This is a genomic window from Niastella soli, assembly GCF_017742245.1.
Lineage (GTDB): Bacteria > Bacteroidota > Bacteroidia > Chitinophagales > Chitinophagaceae > Niastella > Niastella soli.
Genome location: NZ_JAGHKO010000001.1, coordinates 368,811 through 394,732, shown reverse-complemented (window position 1 = coordinate 394,732; position 25,922 = coordinate 368,811). Strand labels below are relative to the sequence as shown.

Annotated in this window: 26 protein-coding genes and 1 tRNA gene; 14 read left to right on the top strand and 13 right to left on the bottom strand. The window is 43.2% G+C overall.

Annotated elements, in window-relative coordinates:
- The first annotated feature begins 138 nt into the window (after positions 1-138).
- The 3 genes from J7I42_RS01430 to J7I42_RS01420 are packed head-to-tail and all read left to right on the top strand — an operon-like array spanning position 139 to position 2,233.
- The gene (locus J7I42_RS01430) at positions 139-927 is read left to right on the top strand and encodes a DUF1223 domain-containing protein (protein WP_209136987.1); all 789 of its coding nucleotides are present in this window, start codon (positions 139-141) and stop codon (positions 925-927) included.
- A gap of 33 nt (positions 928-960) precedes the next feature.
- On the top strand, positions 961-1,752 hold the full coding sequence (locus J7I42_RS01425) for an alpha/beta hydrolase (protein WP_209136986.1): 792 nt from the start codon (positions 961-963) through the stop codon (positions 1,750-1,752).
- 40 nt (positions 1,753-1,792) lie between these two features.
- Entirely contained in the window at positions 1,793-2,233 is a 441-nt protein-coding gene (locus J7I42_RS01420) for an organic hydroperoxide resistance protein (RefSeq protein ID WP_209136985.1), read from the top strand.
- 56 nt (positions 2,234-2,289) lie between these two features.
- Here J7I42_RS01420 and J7I42_RS01415 read toward each other — a convergent pair whose 3' ends face one another.
- Positions 2,290-2,790, bottom strand: coding sequence for an SRPBCC family protein (locus tag J7I42_RS01415; protein WP_209136984.1), 501 nt, complete (start codon positions 2,788-2,790; stop codon positions 2,290-2,292).
- Between the two features lie 181 nt (positions 2,791-2,971).
- Between J7I42_RS01415 and J7I42_RS01410 the strand changes: the two genes are divergently transcribed.
- Positions 2,972-4,822, top strand: a complete 1,851-nt coding sequence (locus J7I42_RS01410; protein ID WP_209136983.1) for a tetratricopeptide repeat protein — start codon at positions 2,972-2,974, stop codon at positions 4,820-4,822.
- A gap of 401 nt (positions 4,823-5,223) precedes the next feature.
- On the opposite strand, the gene J7I42_RS01405 is transcribed toward J7I42_RS01410, so the two are convergent.
- Complete coding sequence (locus J7I42_RS01405; protein ID WP_209136982.1) at positions 5,224-5,706, bottom strand: YdeI/OmpD-associated family protein; 483 nt, start codon at positions 5,704-5,706, stop codon at positions 5,224-5,226.
- A 73-nt stretch (positions 5,707-5,779) separates the two neighbouring features.
- Here J7I42_RS01405 and J7I42_RS01400 point away from each other — a divergent pair, with 73 nt between their 5' ends.
- The gene (locus J7I42_RS01400) at positions 5,780-6,529 is read left to right on the top strand and encodes an ATP-grasp domain-containing protein (protein ID WP_209136981.1); all 750 of its coding nucleotides are present in this window, start codon (positions 5,780-5,782) and stop codon (positions 6,527-6,529) included.
- A 57-nt stretch (positions 6,530-6,586) separates the two neighbouring features.
- Here J7I42_RS01400 and J7I42_RS01395 read toward each other — a convergent pair whose 3' ends face one another.
- Positions 6,587-6,997 (bottom strand): ester cyclase, encoded by a 411-nt coding sequence (locus tag J7I42_RS01395; protein ID WP_209136980.1) that lies wholly within the window; start codon positions 6,995-6,997, stop codon positions 6,587-6,589.
- Positions 6,998-7,312: 315 nt separating this feature from the next.
- Here J7I42_RS01395 and J7I42_RS01390 point away from each other — a divergent pair.
- The 9 genes from J7I42_RS01390 to J7I42_RS01350 all read left to right on the top strand — a co-directional run bounded on the left by J7I42_RS01390 (position 7,313) and on the right by J7I42_RS01350 (position 14,738).
- Positions 7,313-7,386: transfer RNA gene (locus J7I42_RS01390), tRNA-Ala, on the top strand.
- A gap of 414 nt (positions 7,387-7,800) precedes the next feature.
- Positions 7,801-8,250, top strand: a complete 450-nt coding sequence (locus J7I42_RS01385) for an Hsp20/alpha crystallin family protein (protein ID WP_209136979.1) — start codon at positions 7,801-7,803, stop codon at positions 8,248-8,250.
- A gap of 46 nt (positions 8,251-8,296) precedes the next feature.
- A complete protein-coding gene (locus tag J7I42_RS01380) occupies positions 8,297-8,599 on the top strand; it encodes a hypothetical protein (protein ID WP_209136978.1) in 303 nt (100 codons plus the stop codon).
- A gap of 4 nt (positions 8,600-8,603) precedes the next feature.
- Positions 8,604-9,755: a cation:proton antiporter gene (locus J7I42_RS01375; RefSeq protein WP_209136977.1), complete on the top strand. Its 1,152-nt coding sequence runs from the start codon at positions 8,604-8,606 to the stop codon at positions 9,753-9,755.
- A gap of 137 nt (positions 9,756-9,892) precedes the next feature.
- The gene (locus J7I42_RS01370) at positions 9,893-10,756 is read left to right on the top strand and encodes a COG1470 family protein (protein WP_209136976.1); all 864 of its coding nucleotides are present in this window, start codon (positions 9,893-9,895) and stop codon (positions 10,754-10,756) included.
- Between the two features lie 12 nt (positions 10,757-10,768).
- Positions 10,769-11,785 carry an ABC transporter ATP-binding protein gene (locus tag J7I42_RS01365; RefSeq protein ID WP_209136975.1) on the top strand — a complete coding sequence of 339 codons (1,017 nt, stop codon included), beginning with the start codon at positions 10,769-10,771 and terminating at the stop codon, positions 11,783-11,785.
- Positions 11,730-12,752 (top strand): ABC transporter permease, encoded by a 1,023-nt coding sequence (locus J7I42_RS01360; protein ID WP_209136974.1) that lies wholly within the window; start codon positions 11,730-11,732, stop codon positions 12,750-12,752. Before J7I42_RS01365 ends, J7I42_RS01360 begins: the two co-directional genes overlap by 56 nt.
- A gap of 547 nt (positions 12,753-13,299) precedes the next feature.
- Positions 13,300-14,274, top strand: a complete 975-nt coding sequence (locus J7I42_RS01355; RefSeq protein ID WP_209136973.1) for a CapA family protein — start codon at positions 13,300-13,302, stop codon at positions 14,272-14,274.
- A 110-nt stretch (positions 14,275-14,384) separates the two neighbouring features.
- The gene (locus J7I42_RS01350) at positions 14,385-14,738 is read left to right on the top strand and encodes a nuclear transport factor 2 family protein (RefSeq protein ID WP_209136972.1); all 354 of its coding nucleotides are present in this window, start codon (positions 14,385-14,387) and stop codon (positions 14,736-14,738) included.
- A 40-nt stretch (positions 14,739-14,778) separates the two neighbouring features.
- Here the strand turns inward: J7I42_RS01350 and J7I42_RS01345 are convergent, their stop codons facing one another.
- The 10 genes from J7I42_RS01345 to J7I42_RS01300 form a co-directional block, all read right to left on the bottom strand.
- A complete protein-coding gene (locus tag J7I42_RS01345; protein WP_209136971.1) occupies positions 14,779-15,273 on the bottom strand; it encodes a hypothetical protein in 495 nt (164 codons plus the stop codon).
- Between the two features lie 82 nt (positions 15,274-15,355).
- The gene (locus tag J7I42_RS01340) at positions 15,356-15,823 is read right to left on the bottom strand and encodes a YqhA family protein (protein WP_209136970.1); all 468 of its coding nucleotides are present in this window, start codon (positions 15,821-15,823) and stop codon (positions 15,356-15,358) included.
- A gap of 30 nt (positions 15,824-15,853) precedes the next feature.
- Positions 15,854-16,636, bottom strand: a complete 783-nt coding sequence (locus J7I42_RS01335; RefSeq protein ID WP_209136969.1) for a hypothetical protein — start codon at positions 16,634-16,636, stop codon at positions 15,854-15,856.
- A gap of 446 nt (positions 16,637-17,082) precedes the next feature.
- Positions 17,083-17,742: an alpha/beta hydrolase family protein gene (locus tag J7I42_RS01330; protein ID WP_209136968.1), complete on the bottom strand. Its 660-nt coding sequence runs from the start codon at positions 17,740-17,742 to the stop codon at positions 17,083-17,085.
- Between the two features lie 46 nt (positions 17,743-17,788).
- Positions 17,789-18,841: a hypothetical protein gene (locus J7I42_RS01325; protein ID WP_209136967.1), complete on the bottom strand. Its 1,053-nt coding sequence runs from the start codon at positions 18,839-18,841 to the stop codon at positions 17,789-17,791.
- A gap of 98 nt (positions 18,842-18,939) precedes the next feature.
- Positions 18,940-20,340: an aminopeptidase P family protein gene (locus J7I42_RS01320; protein ID WP_209136966.1), complete on the bottom strand. Its 1,401-nt coding sequence runs from the start codon at positions 20,338-20,340 to the stop codon at positions 18,940-18,942.
- 100 nt (positions 20,341-20,440) lie between these two features.
- On the bottom strand, positions 20,441-21,697 hold the full coding sequence (locus J7I42_RS01315; protein WP_209136965.1) for a T9SS type A sorting domain-containing protein: 1,257 nt from the start codon (positions 21,695-21,697) through the stop codon (positions 20,441-20,443).
- Positions 21,698-22,079: 382 nt separating this feature from the next.
- Positions 22,080-24,227 carry an NHL domain-containing protein gene (locus tag J7I42_RS01310; protein ID WP_209136964.1) on the bottom strand — a complete coding sequence of 716 codons (2,148 nt, stop codon included), beginning with the start codon at positions 24,225-24,227 and terminating at the stop codon, positions 22,080-22,082.
- A gap of 402 nt (positions 24,228-24,629) precedes the next feature.
- Positions 24,630-25,427, bottom strand: coding sequence for an SOS response-associated peptidase (locus tag J7I42_RS01305; RefSeq protein ID WP_209136963.1), 798 nt, complete (start codon positions 25,425-25,427; stop codon positions 24,630-24,632).
- Between the two features lie 3 nt (positions 25,428-25,430).
- Positions 25,431-25,922, bottom strand: a complete 492-nt coding sequence (locus J7I42_RS01300) for a hypothetical protein (protein WP_209136962.1) — start codon at positions 25,920-25,922, stop codon at positions 25,431-25,433.

Sequence of the window (25,922 nt, the reverse complement as noted above, 5' to 3'; positions counted from 1 at the left end):
ATTAAATGGCTGATTATTGGCGCCCTTAATTGTCTACTTCAAGGTCCAATTTGCCTAACCGGGCATTTTGTCAATTTTTCTTTGGCGGGTTTGTCGTCAATTTGTGGAACAAACAACAAGAACACTAAAATAAATTATATGAACTGGACGAAAATAAAAAAGGCAGCAGGTTGTGTAGCGATCTCGGGAGTAGCGGTATGTGCTCTTTCATTAAATGATGTGGCCTGTCAAACCCCGGCGGCTGACAAGCAAAATCAACAGTTAGTAAAAGGTGATAACAAAGGGTTTGCACTGGTAGAGTTGTATACTTCAGAAGGTTGTTCAAGTTGTCCGCCAGCAGATAAGTTACTGGAAAAGCTGGAATCGGAAAATGCGGGCAAACCGGTGTATGTGGTAGCGTTTCATGTTGATTACTGGAACCACCTGGGATGGAAAGATAAATTCAGTACTTCGGAATTCACAGCACGTCAACGGCAGTATTCCGACTGGATGAACCTGGAAACCATTTATACCCCACAGGTAGTGGTGAATGGTGTTAGTGAGTACGTAGGCAGCAATGAGCGGTCTATTGTAAAAGCGATCGATGCATCATTGAGCCAGGGCGCAGAGAACGCCCTCACCTTACAAGGAAAAATTGATAGCGGCAAAGTGCAGGTATCATATGAAGTAACCGGTCCGCAAAAAAACAAAGTGTTATTCCTGGCCCTGGTGCAAAAGAAAGCAAGTTCGAATGTAATGGCCGGGGAGAATGAAGGCCGTAAGTTGAGCCATGTGCAAATTGTCCGGGATCTGATACCGGTAGAGATAAAGGACAAAAGTGCGACTATCAGTATACCTGCAGAGCTCAATCAGGCTGGCTGGGAATTGATCGGCTTTGTTCAGAATAAAGGTAATGGTAGTATTACCGCTGCTGCCAGAATGAATTAAAACCAATACTTCACTATTAATACAAATATTAAAATGAAACAACTGTTATTACAACCCAAACGAATTTACTTACTGGTTTGCATGTCCGTAACATTGTTCCTGCTGTTGGCGGTACAGGGTATGGCAGCACCAACACCTGGAAGTATAAAAAATATCGTGATCGTTCACGGCGCTTTTGCAGACGGGTCAGGATTTAAATCATTGTATAAGATCTTAGCTAAGAAAGGGTATACTGTTACTATTGTTCAAAATCCCCTCACTTCTTTAAAAGATGATGTAGATGCTACTTTGCGGGCGCTCGACAAACAGGATGGCCCAACAATACTGGTAGGTCACTCCTGGGGTGGAACGGTGATCACGGAGGCAGGTTCGCACCCGAAAGTAGCAGCCTTGGTATATATCGCCGCATTTTTGCCAGATGTAGGTGAAACCACTGGTCAACTGGCTATGTCGCTGCCCATGGTTGGCGAAGGCGGTATTCTGCCACCGGATGATAAAGGCGTACTGTATTTTGATAAAGCAAAATTCCATGCGGGGTTTGCAGCCGATGTAAGTAAGGAAGAAGCTGATTTTATGAGCGCCTCGCAAGTACCCATTTTTGCAGCCTGTTTTGGCGCCCCTGTTACCAATGCTTCCTGGAAAACAAAACCAAGCTATGGTATTGTAGCAACAGAAGACAAAGCTCTTAACCCTGCCATTGAGCGCACCATGTATAAACGGGCCAATGCGAAGATCACGGAAATAAAGGGCAGTCACGTAGTATTCATTTCACAACCAAATGCTGTAGCCAGTGTGATCATTGATGCAGCAAACAATCAGAAATAAATTCATTAAAACATTCTATAACAACTAAAAAAATAAAAAAATGGAAACATTAACATTCACAACAACAGAAGTAGAAAAAGTGATTTATACCGGAAAAGTACATATAACCGGTGGCCGGGATGGCGGTAATGCAAAAAGTTCAGATGAGCAGTTAAATATAAAGCTGGCTACACCTGGTACAAAACAGGAAGGTACAAATCCTGAGCAATTATTAGCTGCAGGTTGGTCAGCCTGTTTCATCAGTGCCATGGGAATTGCCGCCAGCAAAATGCGCATTAAATTACCAGCAGATGCAGCGATGAATACAGAAGTAGACCTGGGTTCTAACAGTGAGGGTTATCTATTACAGGCAAGATTGAATGTAAGCCTGCCTGGTTTGGACCCCGAAGTAGCGCAACAATTGGTAGAAGCAGCACATGCAACCTGTCCGTATTCAAAAGCTACCCGTGGAAATATTAATGTAACGATCAATCTGGTTTAAAGAAGATAGGGTTTCATGGCTAAACAAAAGGGCTTTCCCGGCACATCGGGAGGCCCTTATTTTTTGGCTATCAGCTTTTCCAATGCTTTGGGAAGCTTTTTGTTCAACTGTTTCTTCCAGCCCATTTGCATAATAAAGCTAACGATCACCAGTTTCAGTCCTTTATATCCAGAATGCTTCATTTGCAGGATGGTGCCGCCGCAGGTTGATTCCAACGTAAAGCTTAAAACAGTATCCAGTTTTGTAAAGATGCCTTTGGTGATCTTATCGGCTGTATTGGAATGGATTCCGGCGCAAGCAAGGGCTTTTTCTCCGCTGGCTTCTCCCCGGTAGGTATAGGCAATATGCTTTTGTGTTTCAACGGTTATGATCTCGCAGTGGGTGATGCCATCCCAGCCCTTTTGCGGGGCCATACGAAACGTAAAGTAGTGGCCAGGTATGGGTTGAATGTCATTCTGCATAAACCAACTGCCCAAAATGACCGGATCAGTTAACGCCTGCCATACCAATTCCGGTGAATAGGGTAGTACTGTTTTTAATTGAATGGTGCGAGTCATGGACCAAAGTTGGTAAAAAAGAAGGAGGATGTAAACAAAATTAAAAACTCATTAGAACAAGAAAATATACCGAAAAATAAGTAGAGAATTTATCCCGGTAATCAGGTAATCTTTCTTAATTAAGATGATTGTTCGGGAAATAAGGCAATTCCTTATTTATTTTGCTTTCCATTTCAAACCCATGAAAAGAATTTCCCACTTTTTCGGAATGCTGCTTGTTACTGGCAGTGCTGTATCTTCTGCCTATAGTCAAACAGCCGAAACGGCTTTAACGCAATGGATGGAAGGCAATTTCAGGCAGGCAAAAAATACTGCTGCTGACGCAATTGCCGCTGATAAAAACAATGCCCTGGCTTACCTGGTACAGGCAGGCGGACTGTTATATGAAGGCAATTCAACTGCTGCACAGACAGCTATAGAAAAAGCAATAAAGCTCAGCCCCAATAATGTCCTGTTTCAGGCAGAGCTGGCCGAATGTTACAAGTCGCAGAACAATATGCCGCAGGCAAAAAGGCAGGCCGACAAAGCGCTGGGTTTATTGCGTTCGCCCAGATCGGGCATGGAATACTTCATGCGTGCGTCGATGGAGAACATCCAGTCAAAACCCGACGAAGCCCTTGCCGATTTTACCAAAGCTATTGAAATGAACCCGCGGTTTGTACGTGCCTATGCGATGCGGGCGGGTTTGTATTTTGACAAGAACCAAATGGACCTGGCATTGACAGACCTGTCAAAAGCCACCGACATAAATGCGCAATATGGTTACCCGTATTTTCTGCGCGGTTGGATTTACCATAACCAGCAGCAATACGATCAGGCGATTGCTGAATACACAAAGAACATCAAGTATGATTTACGGGTTAGTGATTCCTATTTTAACCGGGCGGTAATATACCGGATCCAGAAAAAGACAGATCTGGCCATAGCTGATTATAATAAAGTGCTGGAGTTTACACCCAAAGATGCAGATGTATATGGCAACCGGGGAAACATTTATTATGATCAGCAGAAGTATGATCTGGCGATGGCTGATTACAACAAGGCCATAGAGCTGAGTCCCACAAAGGCTAACTTTTACGTATCAAGAGGGAATGTATATCGCGTCAAACAACAAATGGACCTGGCGTTCAAAGACCATAATAAAGCGATAGAGCTGAACCCCAAATACAGCTATGCCTACCAGGCACGCGGAGAAGATTATTACAGCACCAAAGAAGATGAGAAGGCTATGGTGGATTTTAAAAAAGCGGTTGAACTCGATCCTCGTTCTTCCTACGGTTTTATGTATATGGGTTTTATACATCATAACAAGCAACAGTTTAATGATGCTATTGCCTGTTATACAAAAGCCATCGAATACAACCCGAATAACCTGGATGCCTATAATAACCGGGCGGCGGTATATGATGCGCTTGGTAATACTAAACAGGCTAACCTCGACAGAAAGAAATACAGCGATCTGGGCGGTACTATAGCCGCCAGCGGTACCTCAGGAAAAAAGATCCTGTACCCCGGAAGTACCTTTGATCCGACAGTGGCGAAAGCTGCCTTGAGCAGAGGGGTGGCAACTATTCGTGGCCGTGCCTGTTCAAAATACGATGGAAGACGGTTTGATGCTGCAGGCGCCAAAGTAATATTGATGCCAGTTACGCCATATCTTGATGAGTGGTATAAATTGCGGGAGAAAAAAGAGAGCAAAACAACCTGGGTGTATATGTCAGATGAGGCTTATAAATACCGAATAGAAGCCGTAGCCGATGCAGAAGGCCGGTTTGTGTTTGAGGGTTTGAAACCCGGTAAATATTTCGTTCAGGTGATCCATAGTTTCAATCAATTAAAGACAGCCAAGGTATACGACGGCTCCAACAGCTATCAAAACGGTCCGGTAATGCAAACCACCAATTATTATCATCTGCAGGATTATACAGTTGAACGCAGCGCCCGGTTCGAAAAGTTTGTAGAGATAGAGGAGGAGAATGAAAACAAAAAGATCACGCTTACGAGTGGCTTGATAAAGAGTTGTGCATTGTAAGTCAGTTGGTTAGGCAGCGGGTTGAAATGAAGGAAATTTTTTATTTTTGGTGGACTAATTTTGTGCAACATGGACTCTAGCGGACAGAAATACTGGTTTGAATTAACTGCTGAAGAAAAAGAAAGCAGGTTAAGAGAAGCTTTAGATGAAGAAATGGAAAAATGAATCTGCCTATCGTTTATAGAAACGAGTTGTGTGTAAAGCCCAATATGTTCATTCATAAATATCCCAACGGTCATACTGTTCTCATTGAAATAGATATCTCCAACTCTGAAACAAAAGTAATTAAGGTTTTACAATAATGAGTAACCCTGTTCTTTTTATAGTAGCAGGCCCTAACGGATCAGGCAAAAGCCTTTTTTCATTTAGATTAGCTCATGATGCAATTTAGAAACTATTCACTACGGTTTTTCTCTTCCAATAAAATTACCACTGCCCATTAAAAAGTCAATTGCCCTTTTAATGTTCCTGTCAATGCTTGCAGCGGTTTTTAAATTAGCGATATATCTTACTATTTCTTTTTTTCTGGAGGGCGGCAGGCTATCGAACACTTTTTTAGCGGCGGCATTTTCCTTTAGGGCCTTCACTAATTGGGGATGAGGTTTTATTGTTCTGTCTGCCGGATCAAATTCAATACTAAGCTCAATTTTTTCTCCAATTCTTTCCGGAGATCTTGTAAGCATGGTCGTATTGATATACAGTCGCCAGGCTCCTTTATACCTTACCAGCGTTTGTTTATAAGCTTTATTATTAAGATTGCCCTTAATGGGAATGTAGCCGGTTTCTTTTCCTGCCTGAATGAAGATTTCTTTTAAAATTTTATTGGGCACAAATACAAAGGGATTAATTCCTATGAGTTCTATTGTTGCTTTGAATTTGTGCATTGGCTGCTGCTGTTATTCTGCTAAAATAGCGTATAATAGTGGAAATTATGTTAGCCTAACCTAAACGGTCACCATGCACAAGCCAATTCTTTTAATACCAGAAAAAACAGATCCCGAAACTGAACAGGTCTTTGAAGCCTGGACGAAGAACGGCGGACAAATAAAACGGCTGGGAAAATATTGGATCAGGGATGAAGAGCTGGCCCGGCAGCAAATTGCCATTTATGGTAACCAGGCATTTTCATTGGTGCTGGCACAGATCTATAACGTTGAATTGCTCTCGCCAGATGATTCGCTTATTGCACGGCTTGACCAGGCATGGACAAAACGCATTATTCAATTAAAACTGATTGATCAACTTACGGAAAGCGATTTTCCTGTTTTTATAAAACCTGTTATACCTAAAATGTTTATGGCCGGCGTTTTTCAAACGTTGAATGATTTTATGCAGGTTGCTGGTGGGCTGGAGGATACAGAAAAAGTGTTGGTGTCAACGATTATAAGCGATATTAAGGCTGAAGCAAGGTGTTATGTAAAGGATGGAATGGTAAAAGATCTTGCATTGTATGAAGGCGAGGCGGATCTAACAAGTGCCACACAATTTGTTTTAGACTTTATGGATAGTAACAAAAAAGACTTACCTAAAGTTGTTGTTATTGATATTGCTTGTAGTGATATAGCCGGATGGTTTATCCTGGAATTTAATGCCTGCTGGGGCGCTGGTTTGAATAGTTGTAAGGCTGAAAACGTCATTGATTGCATAATTGAGGCAACTGTAAATTCCCGGGAGGATCCCACCTATGATCCCAAGAGTTTTCATTGATGTAAATTAACATAAAAGCCCGCAATTACGCGGGCATTTAAAAGACTCTTTACAAAGCTATGCTAACTCAAGGGGCGTGAGTTCCTGTCCCAGTTGTTGGTGCATATTCAGAAAATCGTAATGATTCCAGGCTTCTTCAATTTTTCCATTTTCAATTCTTACCAGGCAAAGACCTGAAAACTTCACGGGTGTTCCCGTTTTTCTATGGATTGCAGTAACCTCGGTATGGGCGCATTCCATATCATCCTGGGAAATAACATCCTTTATGTTGATTTGGATATGTTGAAATTGCTTCTGGAAGTCCTGGTAAAAAGCTTTGAACCCTTCAATGCCTTTTGCGCCGTCTTCCGCATTAATGCCATGGGCGTAACAATCGGGGCTTAACAATTCGTCAATGGTTTGTTCCTGACTTTGATTCCATACTTCATGAAACCAGCGGTAGAGGAGGGTAGTTGTAATATCACGCATACAGGCAGATTTAGGATTGTAAAAATTAATCACGGTTTATCTGTGGATTTAGCAGGAGCACAAAAACGGGTAGAGATTAAAGTTCCAGGATCACTATGTTACGAAAAATTAATGAATAAAATAAAGGTGTTTTCACCTATTTAACAGCATAGGGTTCAGGGGTACAGAAATTTATTTTTTTGTATTGGTGAGCTTTTATTTGGTGAAACTGAACGATAGCTCTATATTTGCAAACCCAAAAATAGGGGGAGTTAGCTCAGTTGGCTAGAGCGTCCCGACCATGGTCGGGAAGGTCACAAGTCAACTTCAGAATAAGGGGAATTAGCTCAGTTGGCTAGAGCGCTTGCATGGCATGCAAGAGGTCACCGGTTCGACTCCGGTATTCTCCACATCTTTCAAAGGTCTGCGTAAAGCGGGCCTTTTTTGTTTTGCAGAGCTATTTGGAGGAAAGGGAATTAACTCGGGTTAGAGCGTCCCGACATGTCGGGAAGGTCAGTGGTTCGACTCCGGTATTCTCCACAGGTAGATTCTCGGTTCTTGCTAAAAAAGATTAAAATATTTAGTGAGTAAATCCGTGAGCTAGCAAAATAAAAAGCCTCTAAGTTTGAATCTAATCTGCGTTCAGAGGCGTCGCCAGGCAACTGTCATTTTTTACCTGACAGGGCCTGCCAAAATCAAAAAATGACAGTAAATCTGAAGAATATTCAGTTCCCGTGCCGCTGGTATACTCCTTGATAGGAATTTTTCAGAACTGGCCAGTTCGTTTTAATAATCATTATATAACAATTTAAAAGAGGTTAACTATGTCTGTTATTAAAAGAAATGGAAATAGCCTGCCTGCTTTTCCAACCATATTCGATGATTTCTTTAGCCGTGAATTTTTCAACTGGGGTAACAGTAATTTCTCTTCTACCAGCACCACTGTTCCTGCGGTGAATATTAAGGAAAATGCCGAAGCGTTTATTGTGGAAGTAGCTGCACCCGGTATGGAGAAGAAGGATTTTAACATCACGCTCGACGGCAATCAACTCACTATCAGTTCTGCCAGGCAATCTGAAGAAACAAAGAAAGAAGAGACCTATACCCGCCGGGAATTCAGCTATCAGTCTTTTACCCGGACATTTCAGCTTCCTAAGGACGTGGTAGATGCTGAGAAGATCATGGCGACTTATGAAAATGGCCTGCTGAATTTAAATATTCCCAAAAAAGAAGAGGCCAAACAAAAAGGTCCCAGACAAATAGCCATCAACTAATCCAGGCCCGCCCAACCGGGCGGGCTTTTATTACAATTTATTAACTATGGAACCGCAATATGAAATTATTGTCAGTATGCGTTTGCCCGAAGGGTACGTCGAAGCTGGCCGTTTCAATATTACGGGAGGCTACGAGGCGGCAGTTGACCTGTTCTCCCAATTAAATGGAGAAGTGATCACTGAAAGCCTGGCGCCCATCCGTTTTGATCTGTTGGAAATAAAAGATACGTTGTCGACAGTGCTGCAAACACGGTTTGCTGTTCTCTGTGAAGCCAGTGAAAATTGTAAAGTGATCTTACGAGAAACCTTTCGCATACTGATGCTTAAACCTGTAACAAACATTCAGTAATGATATGAATACGGTGTTGGCTGCCATTTGCCTGGCATGCCTGGTGATCTTACTGCTCGTATTGCTGCTGAAAAAGATCGGGCAGCCATACCTGATTGCCTATATGATTGCAGGTGTTTTACTACGTCCTGCTATGGCCAGTTTAGTGCCTGGCCAAGTAGAGGTAGAACAGGTCGGGCAGCTCGGTTTATTATTCCTGATGTTTTTTCTGGGCATGGAAATGAAGATCCCCGACGAGCGGAGCCTGCTGCTTAAACCCGTGATTGCACAGTCAATAAAAATATTGCTGAGCATTGGTTTTGCCTTTCTGTTGGGTTATTTTTTTCATTTGAAGATCTATTATACCCTTACGCTGGCAGCCCTGTTTAATTTTAACAGCACTGCTATTGTTGGTGAATACCTCAGCCGCAATAATGAGCTCAGCACCTCTTTTGGTACTGTTATTCTGAATATCTTATTGTTACAGGATCTTATGGTGGCCCCCACTTCGGCCCTGTTTCGCTTTATGGGGGCTGGTGCAGTGTCTATAAGCAAATTAATGATTGCCATTCTTGTATGCGCAGCTATTATTTTGCTTTTGCGTGCAGTGCGGCACCGGTCTTTTTTCCGGGCTACTATATTAAAAGGGTTAAAAAATGACCATGAGCTGCAGGTTTTCCTTGGGCTGTTGATCTCCCTTGGGTTTGGTGCATTGGCTGAACTGGCAGGTTTAAGCAGCGCTATTGGCAGTTTTGTGGCCGGGTTGTGTATTGGTAGAACAGTTGCCTTTGACTGGCTCGAGAATGCGTTAAAACCCTTCAGGATCTTTTTTGTAGCGCTTTTTTTTATTACTATTGGTTTACAACTGGATCCTGGTTATTTGCTGGAACATGCCGGGGTTATAGCGGGCGGGGCATTACTGGTATTGGTCAGTAATTCTGTTTTGTCGGGCGTGGTTTTCCGTTTGTTGGGTTACAATTGGCAACAAAGCCTTTATGGCGGGGCCTTACTTGCTCATACAGGTGAATTCGGTTTACTGGCGTGTTCGCTTGCCTATAATCTTCATGTCATAGACTATGAGTTTTACAAAATAACTATTGGGATAACAGGCATGACCTTGTTGTTGTCTGCAACATGGATAAATGTGCTGAGGCGGCTTATTCAAACAAGTGTGTAAGAACGGTTGATCACTTTGTGATTAAACATTTTTTAAATTTTTTTTGGAGGAAATGTATTTCCTATTTTAAATTAGCGTGCCTTTTTTTAAGGCGCTTTTATTATCATTAATAAATATTAAAACTGTTTGTTAATCTTATGTTAGCGCAACATCGTCCGCCCCGGCGAATTGAAGGCCGTGGACCAAGCCCCTTTTTCATTCTTTTCTTTTTCATTCTCAATTTTTTAATTCCCGGTGCAGCATCCGCCCATTCGGGACCTGATAACAATTCCAGTTTTTCGGCCCGGTTAATTAACCTGGAGGCTAACGCAAAAGAAACCTTCCGCTTCAATGCCTCCCTCCATAATGGTCAAAACCGGTCTGTTACTTATGAATTACAAACGGCTGCTCCGCCCGGCTGGTCCAGCAGTTTCCGCGTAGATGGCATGCAGGTCACTTCATTCCGGCTTGATTCAAACAAAACGCAGGACATTTCTATTGAACTAACGCCATCGGTTACTGCCAAACCTGGCAAATATGCTATCCCGGTTACTGCTACTTCCGATCAGGGTAAGCTTGAATTGAACCTCGAAGCGGTAGTAAAGGGAGCCTATGCACTGGAGTTAACTACCCCAACGGGGTTGTTAAGTGGTGAGGTAACGGAAGGCGATCGTAAGCCCGTTTATCTGACTGTAAAAAATCAGGGCAGTTTGCCGCTCAACAATATCGATCTGTCTGCTCAAACACCGGCTAAATGGAGTGTGACTTTTGAACCGGCTAAGTTAGACCGCCTTGACCCCGGAGGGACCGTGAACGTAACTGCTTATATAAATGTTCCCGACAAAACAATTGCGGGAGACTATGTCACCACTTTAACCGCAAGCAATTCCAATGTCACATCCAACTCTTCCTACCGGTTAACTGTAACCACAAGTTGGCTGGCCGGTTGGCTAGGGATGCTGATCATCCTGGGAGCTGTTGGTATGGTGTATTTCCTCATTCGAAAATATGGTAGAAGATAAGTAACTGTCAATATGGAAAATCCTGTCATTGAGTTAATGGGGTTGACTAAATTGTATGGTTCGCTGAAAGCAGTAGACAACCTCTCATTAACTATTCAAAAAGGGGAGATCTATGGCCTGCTGGGCCCAAACGGTGCCGGTAAAACCACCACCATTTTGATGATGCTGGGGCTTACTGAACCCACGTCGGGAAAGGTTACCGTTTGCGGATATAATGCAACCAGCAACCCCGTGGCTGTAAAAAAGAAAGTGGGTTACATGCCTGATAATATGGGTTTTTACGATGGCATGAGTGCCCTGGATAACCTCGTTTATATCGGCAGGTTAAATGGCATCCCCGAATCAACGGTGCGGCCGCGTGCCACCGAAATGATGGACCTGGTTGGTCTTGGCCAGGCAATGAATAAAAAAGCAGGCACTTATTCCCGAGGAATGAAACAACGGTTAGGGTTGGCTGAAGTGCTCATTAAACAACCGGAGGTTATCATTATGGACGAGCCTACGTTAGGCATAGATCCGGCCGGTGTATCGGCCTTTTTATCATTGATAAGGCAACTAAGCAATCAACAGAATATAACGGTGCTGCTGTCTTCACACCACCTTAACCAGGTGCAGCGGGTGTGTGACCGGGTAGGCATTTTTGTGGAAGGAAGGTTGCTGGCAAGCGATCATATTGCCAGGCTCTCGAACCACCTGTTTTCGCGGGATGCCCATGTGGTAAAGATCACTTTCGATGATCAGGTCACCGGCTGGACGGAATGTCAGGCGGGGTTATTGAATATAGAAGGAGTGACCCGAGCCACTGTACATGAAAATACAGTTGAAGTGTCGTGTACAAGAAATGCCACCCCGGAGTTCGTCCGATATTTTGTTGGAAAAGGCCTGAACATTATGGGCGTACATCAAAAAGAATATGGCCTCGAAGAAATATACCAACGTTATTTTGAAAATAATCTAACTGAAAAAGAATCTAATGGAAAGTCCGGTAATTTATTTCAAAGATCAATTTTCAAAAAGATTAAAAAGTGATCTCACGCATCATCACATCGTATCGCCTTTTTCTACAATTGTAAGAAAAGAAATTGGCGATCTTGTCAGAAGCTGGCGGTTCATTGTGCTGTTGGCATTGATCGTATTGACATTTTTCGGGTCAATATACGTGTCAATGACCAATTTGAAAACTGCTGTTACAGGACCCATGGAAGAAGGCCGCTTATTGTTATACCTGAAGATCCTGACAACCACGGATGGTTCGCTTCCTTCATTCCACATCTTCATGAGCTTTCTGGGCGCTATTCTGGGTATAGGGCTGGGCTTTGATGCGGTAAACGCCGAGCAACAGAATGGGACGCTTATCAGGCTGTTGGCACAGCCTGTTTACCGGGATAACCTGTTGCTGGCAAAATTTATCAGTCCTGTAATAGTTATCACCACCTTGTTCTTATCCCTTAGCCTGCTTATGATCGGCGGGGGGCTTATTATCACCGGCGTATCCATCGAGTGGGTAGAGGTGCTCCGTATCCTTTCATTTGTACTGTTAACCGTATTATACGTAGGTTTTTGGTTAAGCCTGTCCATTTTACTGTCGGTAAAATTTAAACAGGCCACAACTTCTGCGCTCACCGCTATCGGCATCTGGCTGTTCTTTACCATCTTTTACAAGATTGTGGTAAATATGGTGGTGAAAGCCTTTTTGCCTGATCCGGCATTTCTGTCACAAGGCGAAGTGCTTTATTACAATAATGTGATCCTGAACTTGCTCAGGTTCTCGCCCAGTCAATTGTATACAGATGCTACTACGGTGCTTCTATTACCGGCTGTCAGAAGTTTGGGACCGTTAACAATGGAGCAAATGGCGGGTGCCATTCCCACACCACTATCCTTCAGAGAGAGTTTATTGGTTGCATGGCCGCAAATAACCGGCCTGCTGGCCGCAACCGTGTTGTGCTTTGCGCTTTCCTACTACTTATTTATGCGGCGCGAGATCAGGGGGTAACATACCGCCGGGGCAGGGATAACACCACTCTGTTATCTGTCAAATGTCATCCGCAATAAATAGCCCTGACCGGGAGCTGATTGTATTTTGACTTTTCTTTGGACACTTCGGAGAAAAGTAGAATTTTCCAAATCTGGTAAGACGGTTTATTTCAATGGCCGTGCGCTTAAAGGAAGTGGACACGGTGCCTGTAGTGATTTAGAATCACATGAAATATATTGGATTTCTGGAATTAAGAAAAATGGTCAGGATAGGCATTGGGCTGGAAATGGTAAGATCATGATTGATCGTAATATTGTCGACGAATATCTGAAGTTAATTGACGTAAGGATATTGGACCCTCAGAAATATGAGTTAGTGGATATTATTGCTACAGATAAAAACAAATTTTATGACATTGAGAACGGCCAATAATACTTTAGGTATCAAATCCCGTTTTCTCCACCTCTTTCAAAGGTCTGCGTAAAGCGGGCCTTTTGTTTTATACCATATCTTGCATACTAAACCTCTTGTCAGGCCCTGGACTATCATGTAACTATTTCAGTGTATGAAATTATTACTTACAGGCGATGTAATGCTCGGGAGATTGGTAAATGAAAATCTGAAGATCCATCCTCCTGATTACCCCTGGGGCGATACGCTTCCCATATTCAAAGAAGCGGATGTGCGGATCTGCAACCTGGAATGTGTAATGTCCAGCAAAGGTTCGCCGGCTTTGAAAGTTTTTACATTCCGTTCTGATCCCAACAATATAGCTGTGCTTGAGGCGGCCAGCATAAATGCCGTGTCGTTGGCCAATAATCACACGCTCGACTATGGCCGGGAAGCGCTTGCTGATACATTTGTTTTACTGGAGAAGGCAGGGATTCGATATGCTGGAGCAGGGGCCAACCTACTAATGGCGCAACATCCTGCCATCCTTGAAATGGGTTCGATGAAGATTGGTCTGCTGTCCGTTACAGACGCAAATGAAACGGGTTGGGAAGCAGAAACAGATCGATCCGGAACTTGGTATGTGCCTGTTGATATAGGAGATCCCAGGGCGTTTGATCTTATCGAAAGAATAAAGGAAACAAAGACTGCAGTGAATATACTCATCGTTGCGCTGCACTGGGGTTCTAACTGGGGATACGAGCCGGAACCAGGCCATCGTGAATTTGCGCATATGCTTATCGATGCCGGTGTCGATATCATCTTCGGGCATTCCTGTCATGTGTTCCGCGGTATTGAAATTTACAGGAAGAAACCCATTATTTATAGTGCCGGTGACTTCATTGACGACTATGCAGTTGATGCGATCGAACGAAATGACGAGTCGTTCATATTCATGATCGAAATATTCGAACAAAGTATTCAAAACATGTTCCTGTATCCGACGATCATCAAGAACTTTCAGGTTCAATTAGCCGATTTATCACGCGTCATCCATATTGCTTCCCGGATGAAAAGACTGTGCAGGGAACTCGGAACTCAGACCTGTTGGAACGGGGCATCAGGAACACTTGATATTAAAATAAGTTGACCTGTTGGATCACCTGAGCCCTTCATTGCTCGGGGCTTTTTTATTTTGTATATATTTATGTTGGAGATGGTTATTGTTACAAGACAACTTTGATCAAAATAACGAATTGCATGGAAACACAATATGCAGATCTTATACAACAAGCCTATTCCGCCTTCAATGCAAGGAATATTGACCAGGTGCTTTCGGCCATGCATCCTCAGGTGCGGTGGGCCAATGGCTGGGAAGGTGGTTATGTAAATGGACATGAGGAGGTACGCGATTATTGGACACGGCAATGGAAGGAATTGGATCCACGGGTGGAACCAACGGGTTTTAAACAAAGACCGGATGGCCGTTTAGAGGTAGAGGTACACCAAATCGTAAAGGACGTGCAAGGCGCACTTTTGTTTGACGGAACAGTAAGGCACATTTATTCTTTCAGCGATGGTTTAATAACGCGCATGGACATAGAGAAGGTATGATTTATCTTCCCGATATAGAACGCTGAAAGCAGTAACCTTTTTATGGTTTTTGTTTGTCAAGATCACCTATCAGTGGAATTTCACGCATCACATTTGCCCGCACGTATGTTTGCACATACATTTCAAGTTGTAAGAATTTGGCGGCATTTCTGGCTCCCAGTATTGTAGTGAATTTTTTAAAGTATGTCTGATGAAGATTGTTATACTTTGCGTCGTTGCTTAATATAGCGGTGGCCAGTTTTTCAGCCTTGGCGTCATCGAGGTTTTGATATCCGTTTGCATATTGCTCCAGGAGATTTATCCGCTCTTTTCCAATTACTTTCCTTTTATCTTCATATTCATCATACAGCTTCCAAAAGGCTGCGCTGTCTTTCCCGGGCAGCTCCATATAATCTCTAACCAGTTCCTTTTTATCTTTACCAAAAGCACCCTGAATAATGTCGATATCTTCTTTATTGCTTTGCGCGATTACAAATGGTGATATGAACAATAATAATACAAGTAAAATTAATGGAGTAACAACTAGCTTTTTCATATCCTGAGTTTAAGATTAAATCTACAAAACTCATTCCGAACATTATCCGAATAAAGCCATGTAACGGTTAAATGACGACATATTAATGCCTTTTGGTTTTATTTACCAGATAGTAGCCGGCAGACAATAGAAATATAATGCCTGGTAAAAGGAGTACTTCCCAGCTCAGGTCTTCGTTTCGTACCAGAATCTGTAAGCTGAATACTATCAATGCAACCAACACCGTTTCCCAAAGGAGAAATTTTAATTCACTAAACGAATGCACATTCAGCCAGGAAGGAAATCTGGCATTCTCTTCATGGTGTAGCACAAAGATCCTGTAGATGCCATAGCTGAAAATGACAAATAATATTCCGAGCATAAATGAATCCAGCGATTCCACCATTTGCAAGCCAGGATTGAGCCATTCTTTTCCGATGAAGCTTTTGTACAAAAGCACAACGGCTTTAGCAGATTTATAAATGCCTATAATAATAAAAAAGAAGGCGTCGATCAAACAGAATAAACTTATGATCTGGAAGGCGAACCGGGGACGAAAAAGCTTTTCCATTTTTCATTTATTTATAGATCAATTGGGCGGTTATCTTAAACTTTTGCTTATATCTATAATTGCCTGCTTGCCTACGTTTGCTTTAATAATCCCTCGCATTGGCCGCCCCAGATCGAGCGTTATATAAGTAACCATTGATGAGAATAATGCAAACGCAATAATTATGATCCAGTCTTTTTTTCTCATACCCTTGCTGGTATAACCGCCGATAAAACTTGTAACTAACCCAAGAATAAGTAACATATAAATTACCAGATCAGGCACTCTTGCATATAAGGTCATTTCTATTGTTGTGGCAATATCGAACATGTCATTCAGTGCGGGGATCATATTATTGGAGGGGATAAACATATTAGGTTTTTTTGATTCCCGGGAAGCCCTTAACCATAATTCAGTACGGGCCTTTTCCGCAGCTGTTTTTGCCTTATTTACCAAATCCTCGTTAGCAATATGATCATAAAAAAAAAGACGTGCATCGATATATCTTACGAAATCCGCCTGAAATGCATCCTTCACACTGTCTGAATAAAGATTTGAACGAAGCGCCGCAGTCCCAATATTATTTGCTTCCTCTATTATAAGATCGCGCACGTTAAAATAACGTGCAGCGGACATGCCAAAGGTAAAAGCAAGAATAAAGGCCGACAAACCAAATATAGCAGTAAGCAGAAAGCTTATGCCTTTTGGTTCGCTCTCTTCCTGTTTCCCTGTCTTTTCAGCTATTCTCCCCAATTGGACCATTAACAGCATAGCAATAAACAGAAACAGGCTAAGTATGAGCGCATCTGTTCTATGAATAATGGAATTCTCCATTTTATAGAAGAATCGTCATGAAATCACAAGGTATATTGAAGGCAAAAAAATAGAATGGTTTGGTGGGGGTTAACAGTTAACAGTATAGAAGGTTTACAGTAAAAGAAAACAGTTGTGTAGGGGCGAAAGCAATGTAGCTCTTTTGTTTTGTTTAGTCTGCGAAAGAGGGAGGGCACAAAAATTCAGCGCGTTCCGATATTTCAGAACGCGCTGGCTTTGGTATTATTTGTTTCCCAACTGTGAAGATGCAGCTGGTTTCATTTTGGATTCAAGTACAAATTGAACTGATTTTTTTAAGTCGTCAAGAGGGACGTTGTCAGTCTTCCAGCCATAAGGATAGGTGGTATGAGAACCCGATTTGCTATTTTGTTCACATAGCAAATGTTTGGGGCCATCGGCTATCTGAATGGTTTGCTCAACCAAGAAAGTTCTTTCAATTCCATCGTTTATAGCTTCAACACCTGTCCAATCCAATCAGTGGTAGCTTTTACCAGCATGCTCATGGTATCCTGTTTGCCGGCTTTAAAGCTATGGTCGGCTCCTTCCAGTTTCACCAGTTTGGCCTTTTTGAGCGATCCACATACTTCTTCTATCAGGTCCCACTGCGCCAGCGTATCTTTTGTGCCCTGTAAAAAAAGCATAGGTACTTTTACGTCTTTCAAATGTTCTGCCCGGTCAATAGATGGTTTACCTGCAGGGTGCAAGGGAAAGCCATAAAAGACGATCCCCTTTACTTCAGCCTCGGGATGGGTGGATAAATACTGCGACGACATTCGACCGCCGAATGACTTCCCGGCTGCAAACAAGGGCAGATCTGGAAACAGATCGCGCGCTTTATTAATAGCTGCTTCAATAGTTGCGTGGGCCACTGCCGGGGTATCGGGCCGGCCTTTTTTATTTTCAGCAAAAGGGAAATTAAATCGCAGGGTTCCAATATGGGCCGCGGATAAGGACTCTGCCAAAGAAACCATAAAGGAATGGTCCATACCGGCGCCGGCCCCATGTGCCAGGGTCAACAGGCAGGTGGCATTGGCAGGGACATCATAAGCAACAGTAACTTTTCCAACGGTGGAAGATACCGGTATAGTGATCCGTTTAGTACTCATAAACGCTGTTTGAAGGGGCTAAAGGTACGGCACCTTATTTAATACTTTAATAGATCTTGCCTGACAACGGATCAAGGCTGAAAAGATGCATTTTCCGGGATATTTTTTCATTCACATCATAGGTGCCATACACTATCATGCCTGGAAATAAAAAAACCAACGGTACTCTTGTCGCCTTTCTTTTATATTCCCGGGAACCAAATACATAAAATGCATGATCTACAGAAAGAACAGGGAAAAGATTGCCATCCATCATAACATAACATTGTTTGCCATCACAATACCCAAACATTTTCCGGGAAAAATAAGAATCATTTGATTCATCTTTCAGGTATAGCTGACCAAGGCCGTCCTCATCGGGTTTTATTTCGAAGTTGGTGATCGAAGGCCGGTTGTTCCTGAATTCTTCTACATTGGCATACACACCGCTTTGCAATACCATGGCTGTGTCCATCGGGTAACTAAATCTTTTTTTATTGAGGGTCATCAATTCGTCGATGGTGTATGAATTTCTCTTTAGTGTGGCTGTTTCATCGCTGTGCACTATTTTCCCCAAAAAATCATAAAGCAGGTTTGATAGTCTGAATATTGACATGTCTTTTACACTGTGGGGGGAAGTGATCACGGTGTCCAGAAAAGTGTACGGACGATAACCGTTATCAATTTTAAGAAATGCTTCACCTCGGAATTCAACCCGGCCGGCACGGGCCCAATAAGCTGAGGTGCCGGTTGAAAATACCGAATCATACAACCAGAATTTTTTTATAAGAATGAGGAATGACTTTGTTCCGTCCGGTTTTGCATACCTGTTGAAAAAGTTTAACAGGGCATTGCTGGTTGATTCTTTGAAAAGAAATTCATTCCGGGAGTTACTTGTAATGGTAAAGCCCACCCGCGAGGTGTCATGTCTGAGGTCAAGTACCTCAAAATTTGAGAAGAAAGAGGGGATCTTTTCATCTGCGGTTACGAATCTTGGAGATATGTTCAGGTGTGTTTCGCCGCAATGTTTCTTAATGAAAAGCTGGTTAAGCGAATCGTTTTGCGCCTTTGTTTGTAAAAAAATATTTAAGAAAAAGGTAAATAGGGGAAACCATTTCATATAGTGCAATGTTCAGTTTTGGCAATAAAAATAACTGGTTGCTGGTTAATTTGCAACCTTGTCTTGATAGGTTTCCCCGTTTTTCTGATTTGGCTTATTTATCCTTTCCGTAAGGCTTCTATGTCTTCCAGTTTCCTGGGTAATGCTTTTCCCAGCTTTTTGCTACCGGTATCGGTGATCACAAAATTGTCTTCGATGCGTATGCCACCAAAAGTACGATAGTCATTAAGTAGTTCATAATTGATGAAGGAGGTGTGTTTTTGTTCAGCTTTCCAGCGGTCAATCAATTCAGGGATAATATAAATGCCGGGTTCAACAGTAAGTGTAAATCCAGTCTTTAACGCCTTGCCCAAACGAAGTGATTTCCAGCCAAATTCCTTGCTTTTCTTCAACTGGTCATCATAGCCTACCAATGGTTCACCCAGATCTTCCATATCATGCACATCGAGACCGATCATGTGGCCCAGGCCGCATTGGAAGAACATGGTATGGGCGCCTGCTGCTACGGCTTCCTGGGCATTGCCTTTCATTAGTCCAATAGCTGTTAGTCCTTCAGTGAGTTTGATACAGGCCTGTGTATGTATTTCTTTATATTGAATGCCAGGGCGTAATAAGGCAATAGCATGTTCCAGTGCCTCCAGCACTACATTGTATAATTCGTGCTGGCGGGAAGTGAATTTATTGCTTACAGGAAAAGTGCGGGTAAGATCGCCAGCATAATGTCCGGTGGTTTCTGCGCCCGCATCAACCAGCACCATATGTCCTTCCTGCATGGTATTACCATGAAAATGATTATGGAGGGTTTGGCCGTTGATGGTTAAAATGGTGGGGTAGGAGAGGCGCCCATAGTTGGCCAGGGCAATGGCTTCTACTTCGGCTGCCAGTTCATACTCTTTCATGCCGGGGCGGGCATATTGAATGGCGGCCAGGTGCATGTCGGCTGAAATAGTACAGGCTTTATCCATTTCCTGTATTTCCTGTGCTGATTTTATTTCACGTTGCGATATAACCGAACGGACCAATGGTTCTGATACAAACTGATGCAATTGCTCAATAGAACAGTTCAACCAGGCGGCCAGTTTTATTTTGTTTTCCGGCCGGTAGGGCGGTAAAATATGTATAGGACGTTGTGCCTGGCGGGCTGCTGCCAGCAGGTTGGCCAATTGGGCCAGGTTATCGCTTGTTGCTATACCAACTTGTTCGGCCAGTTCCTGAACCTGGGGTTGGGGGCCAGTCCAGATTATATCATCGATGCTGGCGTTCTCTCCAAATAGTATTTCCTTGTTTTCATCCAGGTCAAAAATAACAGCCATGCCCGGCAGGTCAATACCAATATAATATAAGAAAGTGCTGTCCTGTCTGAAGGGGTAGCAATTATCTTTATAATTCATACTACTGTCTTCATTGCCTAACAACAACACCAGGCCATTTGACAATTTTGACTGTAATTGCCGGCGGCGTTGTACATACACTGACTGGTCGAAAATAGGTTGGTTCATGTAGTTTTTTGCCGAAATTACGAAGATGACCGGTTAAAAATAAAAAAGCCATTCTGTAGAAACAGAACGGCGTTATTGATCGTACCCTTAAAAACTATCTTTAATTTTTTGATTTTATTATTGTTTGTGTAATTGCCTCTTTTCCATTTATCAATTTAATGTAATAGGTGCCTGGGGGAACGTCAGACAGGCCTATAATTGCGGTTTGTTGGATGGTGAATGATTTTACTAAACTTCCCATGCCATTCAACACCTGGCAGCTAACGGTTTGGTCTGCCCAACTGGTTGGGAGGGAAACATGTAATTCATTTGCTACCGGATTAGGCCAGGTGGTTATTCTTGCACTGCCATTGTTACTGTTGCCAATTCGCACCGTTCTTATTTCAGAGTATTTGTATTGACCGTTTTTGTCAACCATCTTCAACCGGTAATAGATCACGCCTACTGCTGTATTCTTAACCGGGTCCTTAAAGGAATAGTTGTTTGTAATAGCCTGCTCTTCGGCCGGGAATAAAAGACCAGTTTGCTCAAATTCTTTACCGTCATAACTTTTTTCAATACCGTAATTGCTAACGTTATCTTCTTGTTTGGTGCTCCAGGTCAACCATACTTTATCATTCGCCAGTTGTGCGGTGAAGCTTACCAGGGTAACTGGTAACAGGGTCGGCGCCAAATCTCCGCCGCGCATGTTCAGGCTGAACAGGTCATTACCATTCCAACCGGCTTGATTTTGATACCATCCTATCCGCATGGTTGCACTCGATGGGGAGGCGGAGCTTACCCTGTACATTTGGGTAGAATCAGTTTCATCGATCCCTTGCCCCCCAGTGGGTTTAGAACTGGTAGCCGTGCCCCAGACCAGATCGCCATTTTGGGTAACCGCTACTTTAGGGGTTGGGCTTACGTATTGCCAGGTGGGATTGGCAAGGGTGATGGCATGAAACTCCATCATCTGGTTGCTGCCGTCGATACCCATAAAGACGCTGCTGAAATTATAGACCGGAGAAGGGATGCTGGTGCCCCTGGCTACAAAGTTGATCGTGATCACAGCATAATGATAACCCACGCCACCCAAAGAACTTAATTGCGGTTGTAAGGCGGTGGAAGAGGAGCCAGATGGAGTAGCGTCTATGCCAGACAGCGATACGCCAATTAAGCTGTCGATCTTTACCAGCGCATCAATAAGTCCGCCATTGGTGATAGATGAAAACCGGTAAACACATCCTGGTTGCAGGTCGGTCCCTGATACAATAGAAGGGGTATTAAAGTTTAACGTTTGCGCCATGGCTTCAACGTTATATATTATAAAAGCAGTGATCAAGGCTATTCTGATGATAGCAGGGTACAATTGTTTCATACTTGTGGTTTGAAAGGGTGAAGCAAAAACTAACTACGACCACAGGTATTGGAGATAAAATGATTTTATCAGCGGAATTGGAGTTATGGGGAAATGCTCACGACGTAAATAATCATTTACGAATAAAAGGACTGTTCGAAAGGATGCTGTTTTGTAAAATGAGGGGCGGTTCAGTAGGAGATTGGTACGGATGCTTGAGTGAAATTGTTAATACAAAGATTAACACGTTTTTTTAATAATGCAAGTGTTGGACCGAAAAATGGTTGAAAATTGATCCTGAATAAGTACGTAATGAATGGGGGTTGAATTTCAACGAGCTATAAAATAAAAAAAGGGTGGATCAACCGGTCCACCCTTTTTTATTATGTATATCCCAGGAAGTTTATTTAACCAATGAAACAGTTCCTTTTACGCTAACCTTACCTGTTTGTAAAGTTCCGCTGATAGTATAGTTGTAAATACCGTTGGCAATTTTCGCGCCTTTGTTAGTTCCATCCCAACCTTTGTTAATATCGGTTGTTCTGAAAACTTCTTTTCCGGTAGCATCAGTAATAAAGAAACTTGTTAAAGTAAAGGCAGGGTCAACTGCAGGGATTGAGAAGGTGGTGCCAGCTGTCAATGTTTTTGGCATGGCGATCTTCTTAACTACTGTTACAGTAACCTCAGCTGTTCCGGCGCAACCACTGGCGTTAGTACCAGTTACTTTATAAACAGTGGTTTTAGCTGGTTTTACAATTGGGCTGGCTGTATTGGCAGCAGTAACTCCAGCAGCAGGCGTCCAGGCGTATCCTGTGATAGGAGTAGCGCTGGTAGCTGTTAATTTAGCGCTGAAACCTTCGAATATTTTGATCTCATTGTTCGATTTGATCTCAGGAGCAGTTCCCATTTTCACTTCAATTACGTTTGAAGAGATAGGAGCGCCACCGCAACCACCGGCTGTGTTTGCCATTACCACGCTTACTTTGTCGCCATCAACTAAAGAAGCATTGCTGTAAGAGGGGCTTGTGGTACCAGTTTCAGTACCGTTCACCATCCATTTATAGCTAGGTGCAGCACCGCCATTGGTTACTTTCACGTTGAAAGTAGCTGGTGAACCGGTACACATACCGTTCAGTGCAGGGGCAATAGCCAGTGTTGGCAGTAAACCACCACCTGTAACAGTTAAGGCAGCTTTATTAGAGAACAAAGTGCGGCAGGCGTTATTCGCTACGGCACGATATTGTAAGTTGTTCATCTTGGCAGTGATACCGCTAACAGTGAGCGTGGTTGTGGTAGTACCTGAGTAAGCACCACCTTCTGCTATGTCAGCCCACTCACCGTTCGTTTGAGCCTGCCATTGGTAGTTGTCGGCATTGTTAGCCGCCACTGTAAATGTTACGCTACCACCAGCGCAAGCGCTTTTGCTGGCAGGTTGTGTTTCGAACGAAGGCATGGGGGCGTTACAAGATGAAACAATTTCACGAATGGTGTTATTGTAGCTATCTGTGATAAATACGTTACCACCAGCATCGGTAGCGATACCGATGGGGTACCAGATCTTCGCCAGGATAGCAGGACCACCGTCACCAGCATAATCAGGAGCACCGGTACCAGCGATGGTAGTGATGATGCCTTTTGTATTGATCTTTCTGATGGCGTGGTTTTGATAGTCAGAAGCATAAACGTTACCAGCCGGGTCAACCGCCAAACCCTGGGGTGAACCCATTTGGAACTGGGCTTTGGTAGCAGGACCACCGTCGCCACTATAACCAGCTGTTCCGTTACCAGCAAAAGTGGTAATGATACCAGCGGCATTTACTTTACGTACAACTGAATTTGAAGGATCGGTGATATACAGATTACCAGAGTAATCTACGGCAATACCGCCAGGCTGCGTTAATAACGCTTTAGTGGCAGGTCCGCCATCACCGGCGTAACCGGCTCTTCCGGGAACACCTGCTACGGTAGTGATAACCCCTTGTTTATTTACTTTTCTGATGACTTTATTAGAAGCATCTGAAATGAACAGGTTACCATCTTTATCAACAGCTACGGCAGTAGGGCGATACAGCTTGGCCTGCGCAGCAGGTCCGCCATCACCACCAAAACCTTCTGTACCGTTACCGGCAAAGATGCTCATGATACCTGAAGTAGTAACTTTCTTAATTACAGAGGCGTTAAAGTCAGCGATGTAAATATTACCATCATTATCAATGGTCATACCGGTAGGTTGAGCTAACTGGGCTGCGGTGGCGGGCCCGCCGTCACCGCCTGTACCAGCGGTACCGTTACCAGCTACGGTGCTGATAATACCGTTGGAGTTTACTTTCCGGATAACGTGGTTACGCATGTCCGCGATGTACAGGTTGTTGTCGTTGTCGGTAGCCACCGCCCTTGGTTGGTTAAACCGGGCATTGTTGGCAGGACCGGCATCTCCTCCATAACCGGGAGATCCTACAACACCGGCTACGGTAGTAATTGTTTGTGAGTACGCTACGGAGCTGCTTGCAAACAGAAGCAGGCCATTAAATACGATCTGGTTGAGTTTCATGGGATTATCAGGATTAGTTTAATAACAGTAAAGTTATATCCATCGAAAAAGTATAAAAAGTTTTCTATTCAGCCAATACCAATTTTATATGATATTAACAGTGTAATTCTACAGGTTTGATCGTGTTTTTTCTATGTAATTGATCATTCAGAACAGATGTGGAAAAGCCTTTAGATGGGAGCGGAATTACGGCATTGCAATCAAATTATACATTCTTTGTTTCGCCGATATGTTCCACACTGTTCACCTGACAGGCCAGGTTATACTATATTATTCTGTTCTGGTACTCATTTTTCGGTTGTTGGCTTATCCACAAAACGTTTGCTTCATTCCCGGTAGTGAGAACTAAAGAACGGCCATTTATTCATATTATTGTTTCAAATACGGTATGTGGGGATTTTACTATGAGAACAGGTTTTTTTGCTCCGTACTTTCATCAATGCCCAATGGGGGCAGGTTTGGCCATTCGTACGGGGCTGTTTTTTCCTTACTGTCGGGGCGGGGTTTGGTAGAACGGATGGTGAATACCGGCCAGTAATCCAATTGTTCCGAAGGCATTTCGAAATCCAGCACTTCCTGAATGCCCTCATCGGTTAAGTCGGGTTGCAGCCATTTAAATTCCAGCTCTTTGGGCAGGAACATCGGCATGCGGAATACATTGGGCCCGCCATTATGGATCTGCTTCATTACGGAATTGGCTGAGCGCGTAATAAGTGTAAAAGTGCCTTTTATTTCACCGGTTTCCACATCGGGAATGGGGGAGTAATGATATAAACCCGGAATACAGAACATGGGTCTGTCTTTCAGGTGAATAAAATAGGGCACTTTATTTTTCCAGCCCTTTATTTCGCGGTGTTCGTAAATGCCGGTAACCGGAATAAGGCATCTTTTTGCCCGGATCCTTCTCCAGAAAGATTTTTTATCGTTGATGATCTTTTCGCTTTGCGCATTGCACATGTACTGTCGGCTCTGCTTTATTTTCTCGGGTGTGTTCATATAATCGGCAATTACGCCCCATTCAAAGGGCATTAATTTGTAAGTGCCGCCATCATTGATCATCACCGGGTATTTTCTATAAGCCTGCGCCATTACATGAATGGCCATATCAAAATCAAAATTAAGTTGTGGATCAACCACCAGGTCGGGCAAATAATCTGATATTAACTGAATGTTCGACGAAAAGGAAATATCGTAACACATGCATCAAAAATTTTCAATTTCTGCTAGCGGCAATTTTACCTCATGGATACCAAGCTTTAAGGTAATGAAAAGTTCGCCAAACTGAACAAAAAGATCGGCCTTTACCCCCTCGCTTCTGCCGGGGTTCCAGTTCATTTTTTGATTAATGTAATTACGGATCCTGGTGGCAATGGGTGCGGTGGGTTTCCAGGGTTGTGGCACCAGCGGACTATAAATATGAAATCCTTCAGGCTGGCCGGCGGCAATGAACAATTTTTCATAATGCTCCGGTTCATTTATATTATATAGAAATTTATTAGGATCGTTGTCCAACGCATCGTAATGAGTTTTTGCCCGGCTGTAATCAGTATAATGGGTAAATAAAAAGGCGGCTTTGTTCAGCGGATCGAGCAGGTTTTTACCACGTGGATAAGTTTGACGTACAAAAAAAGTATTGTCCGCTTTTATGAGCGATTCCAGCAACCGGGTTGTCAGCAAAACAAACGGATTGTGCAT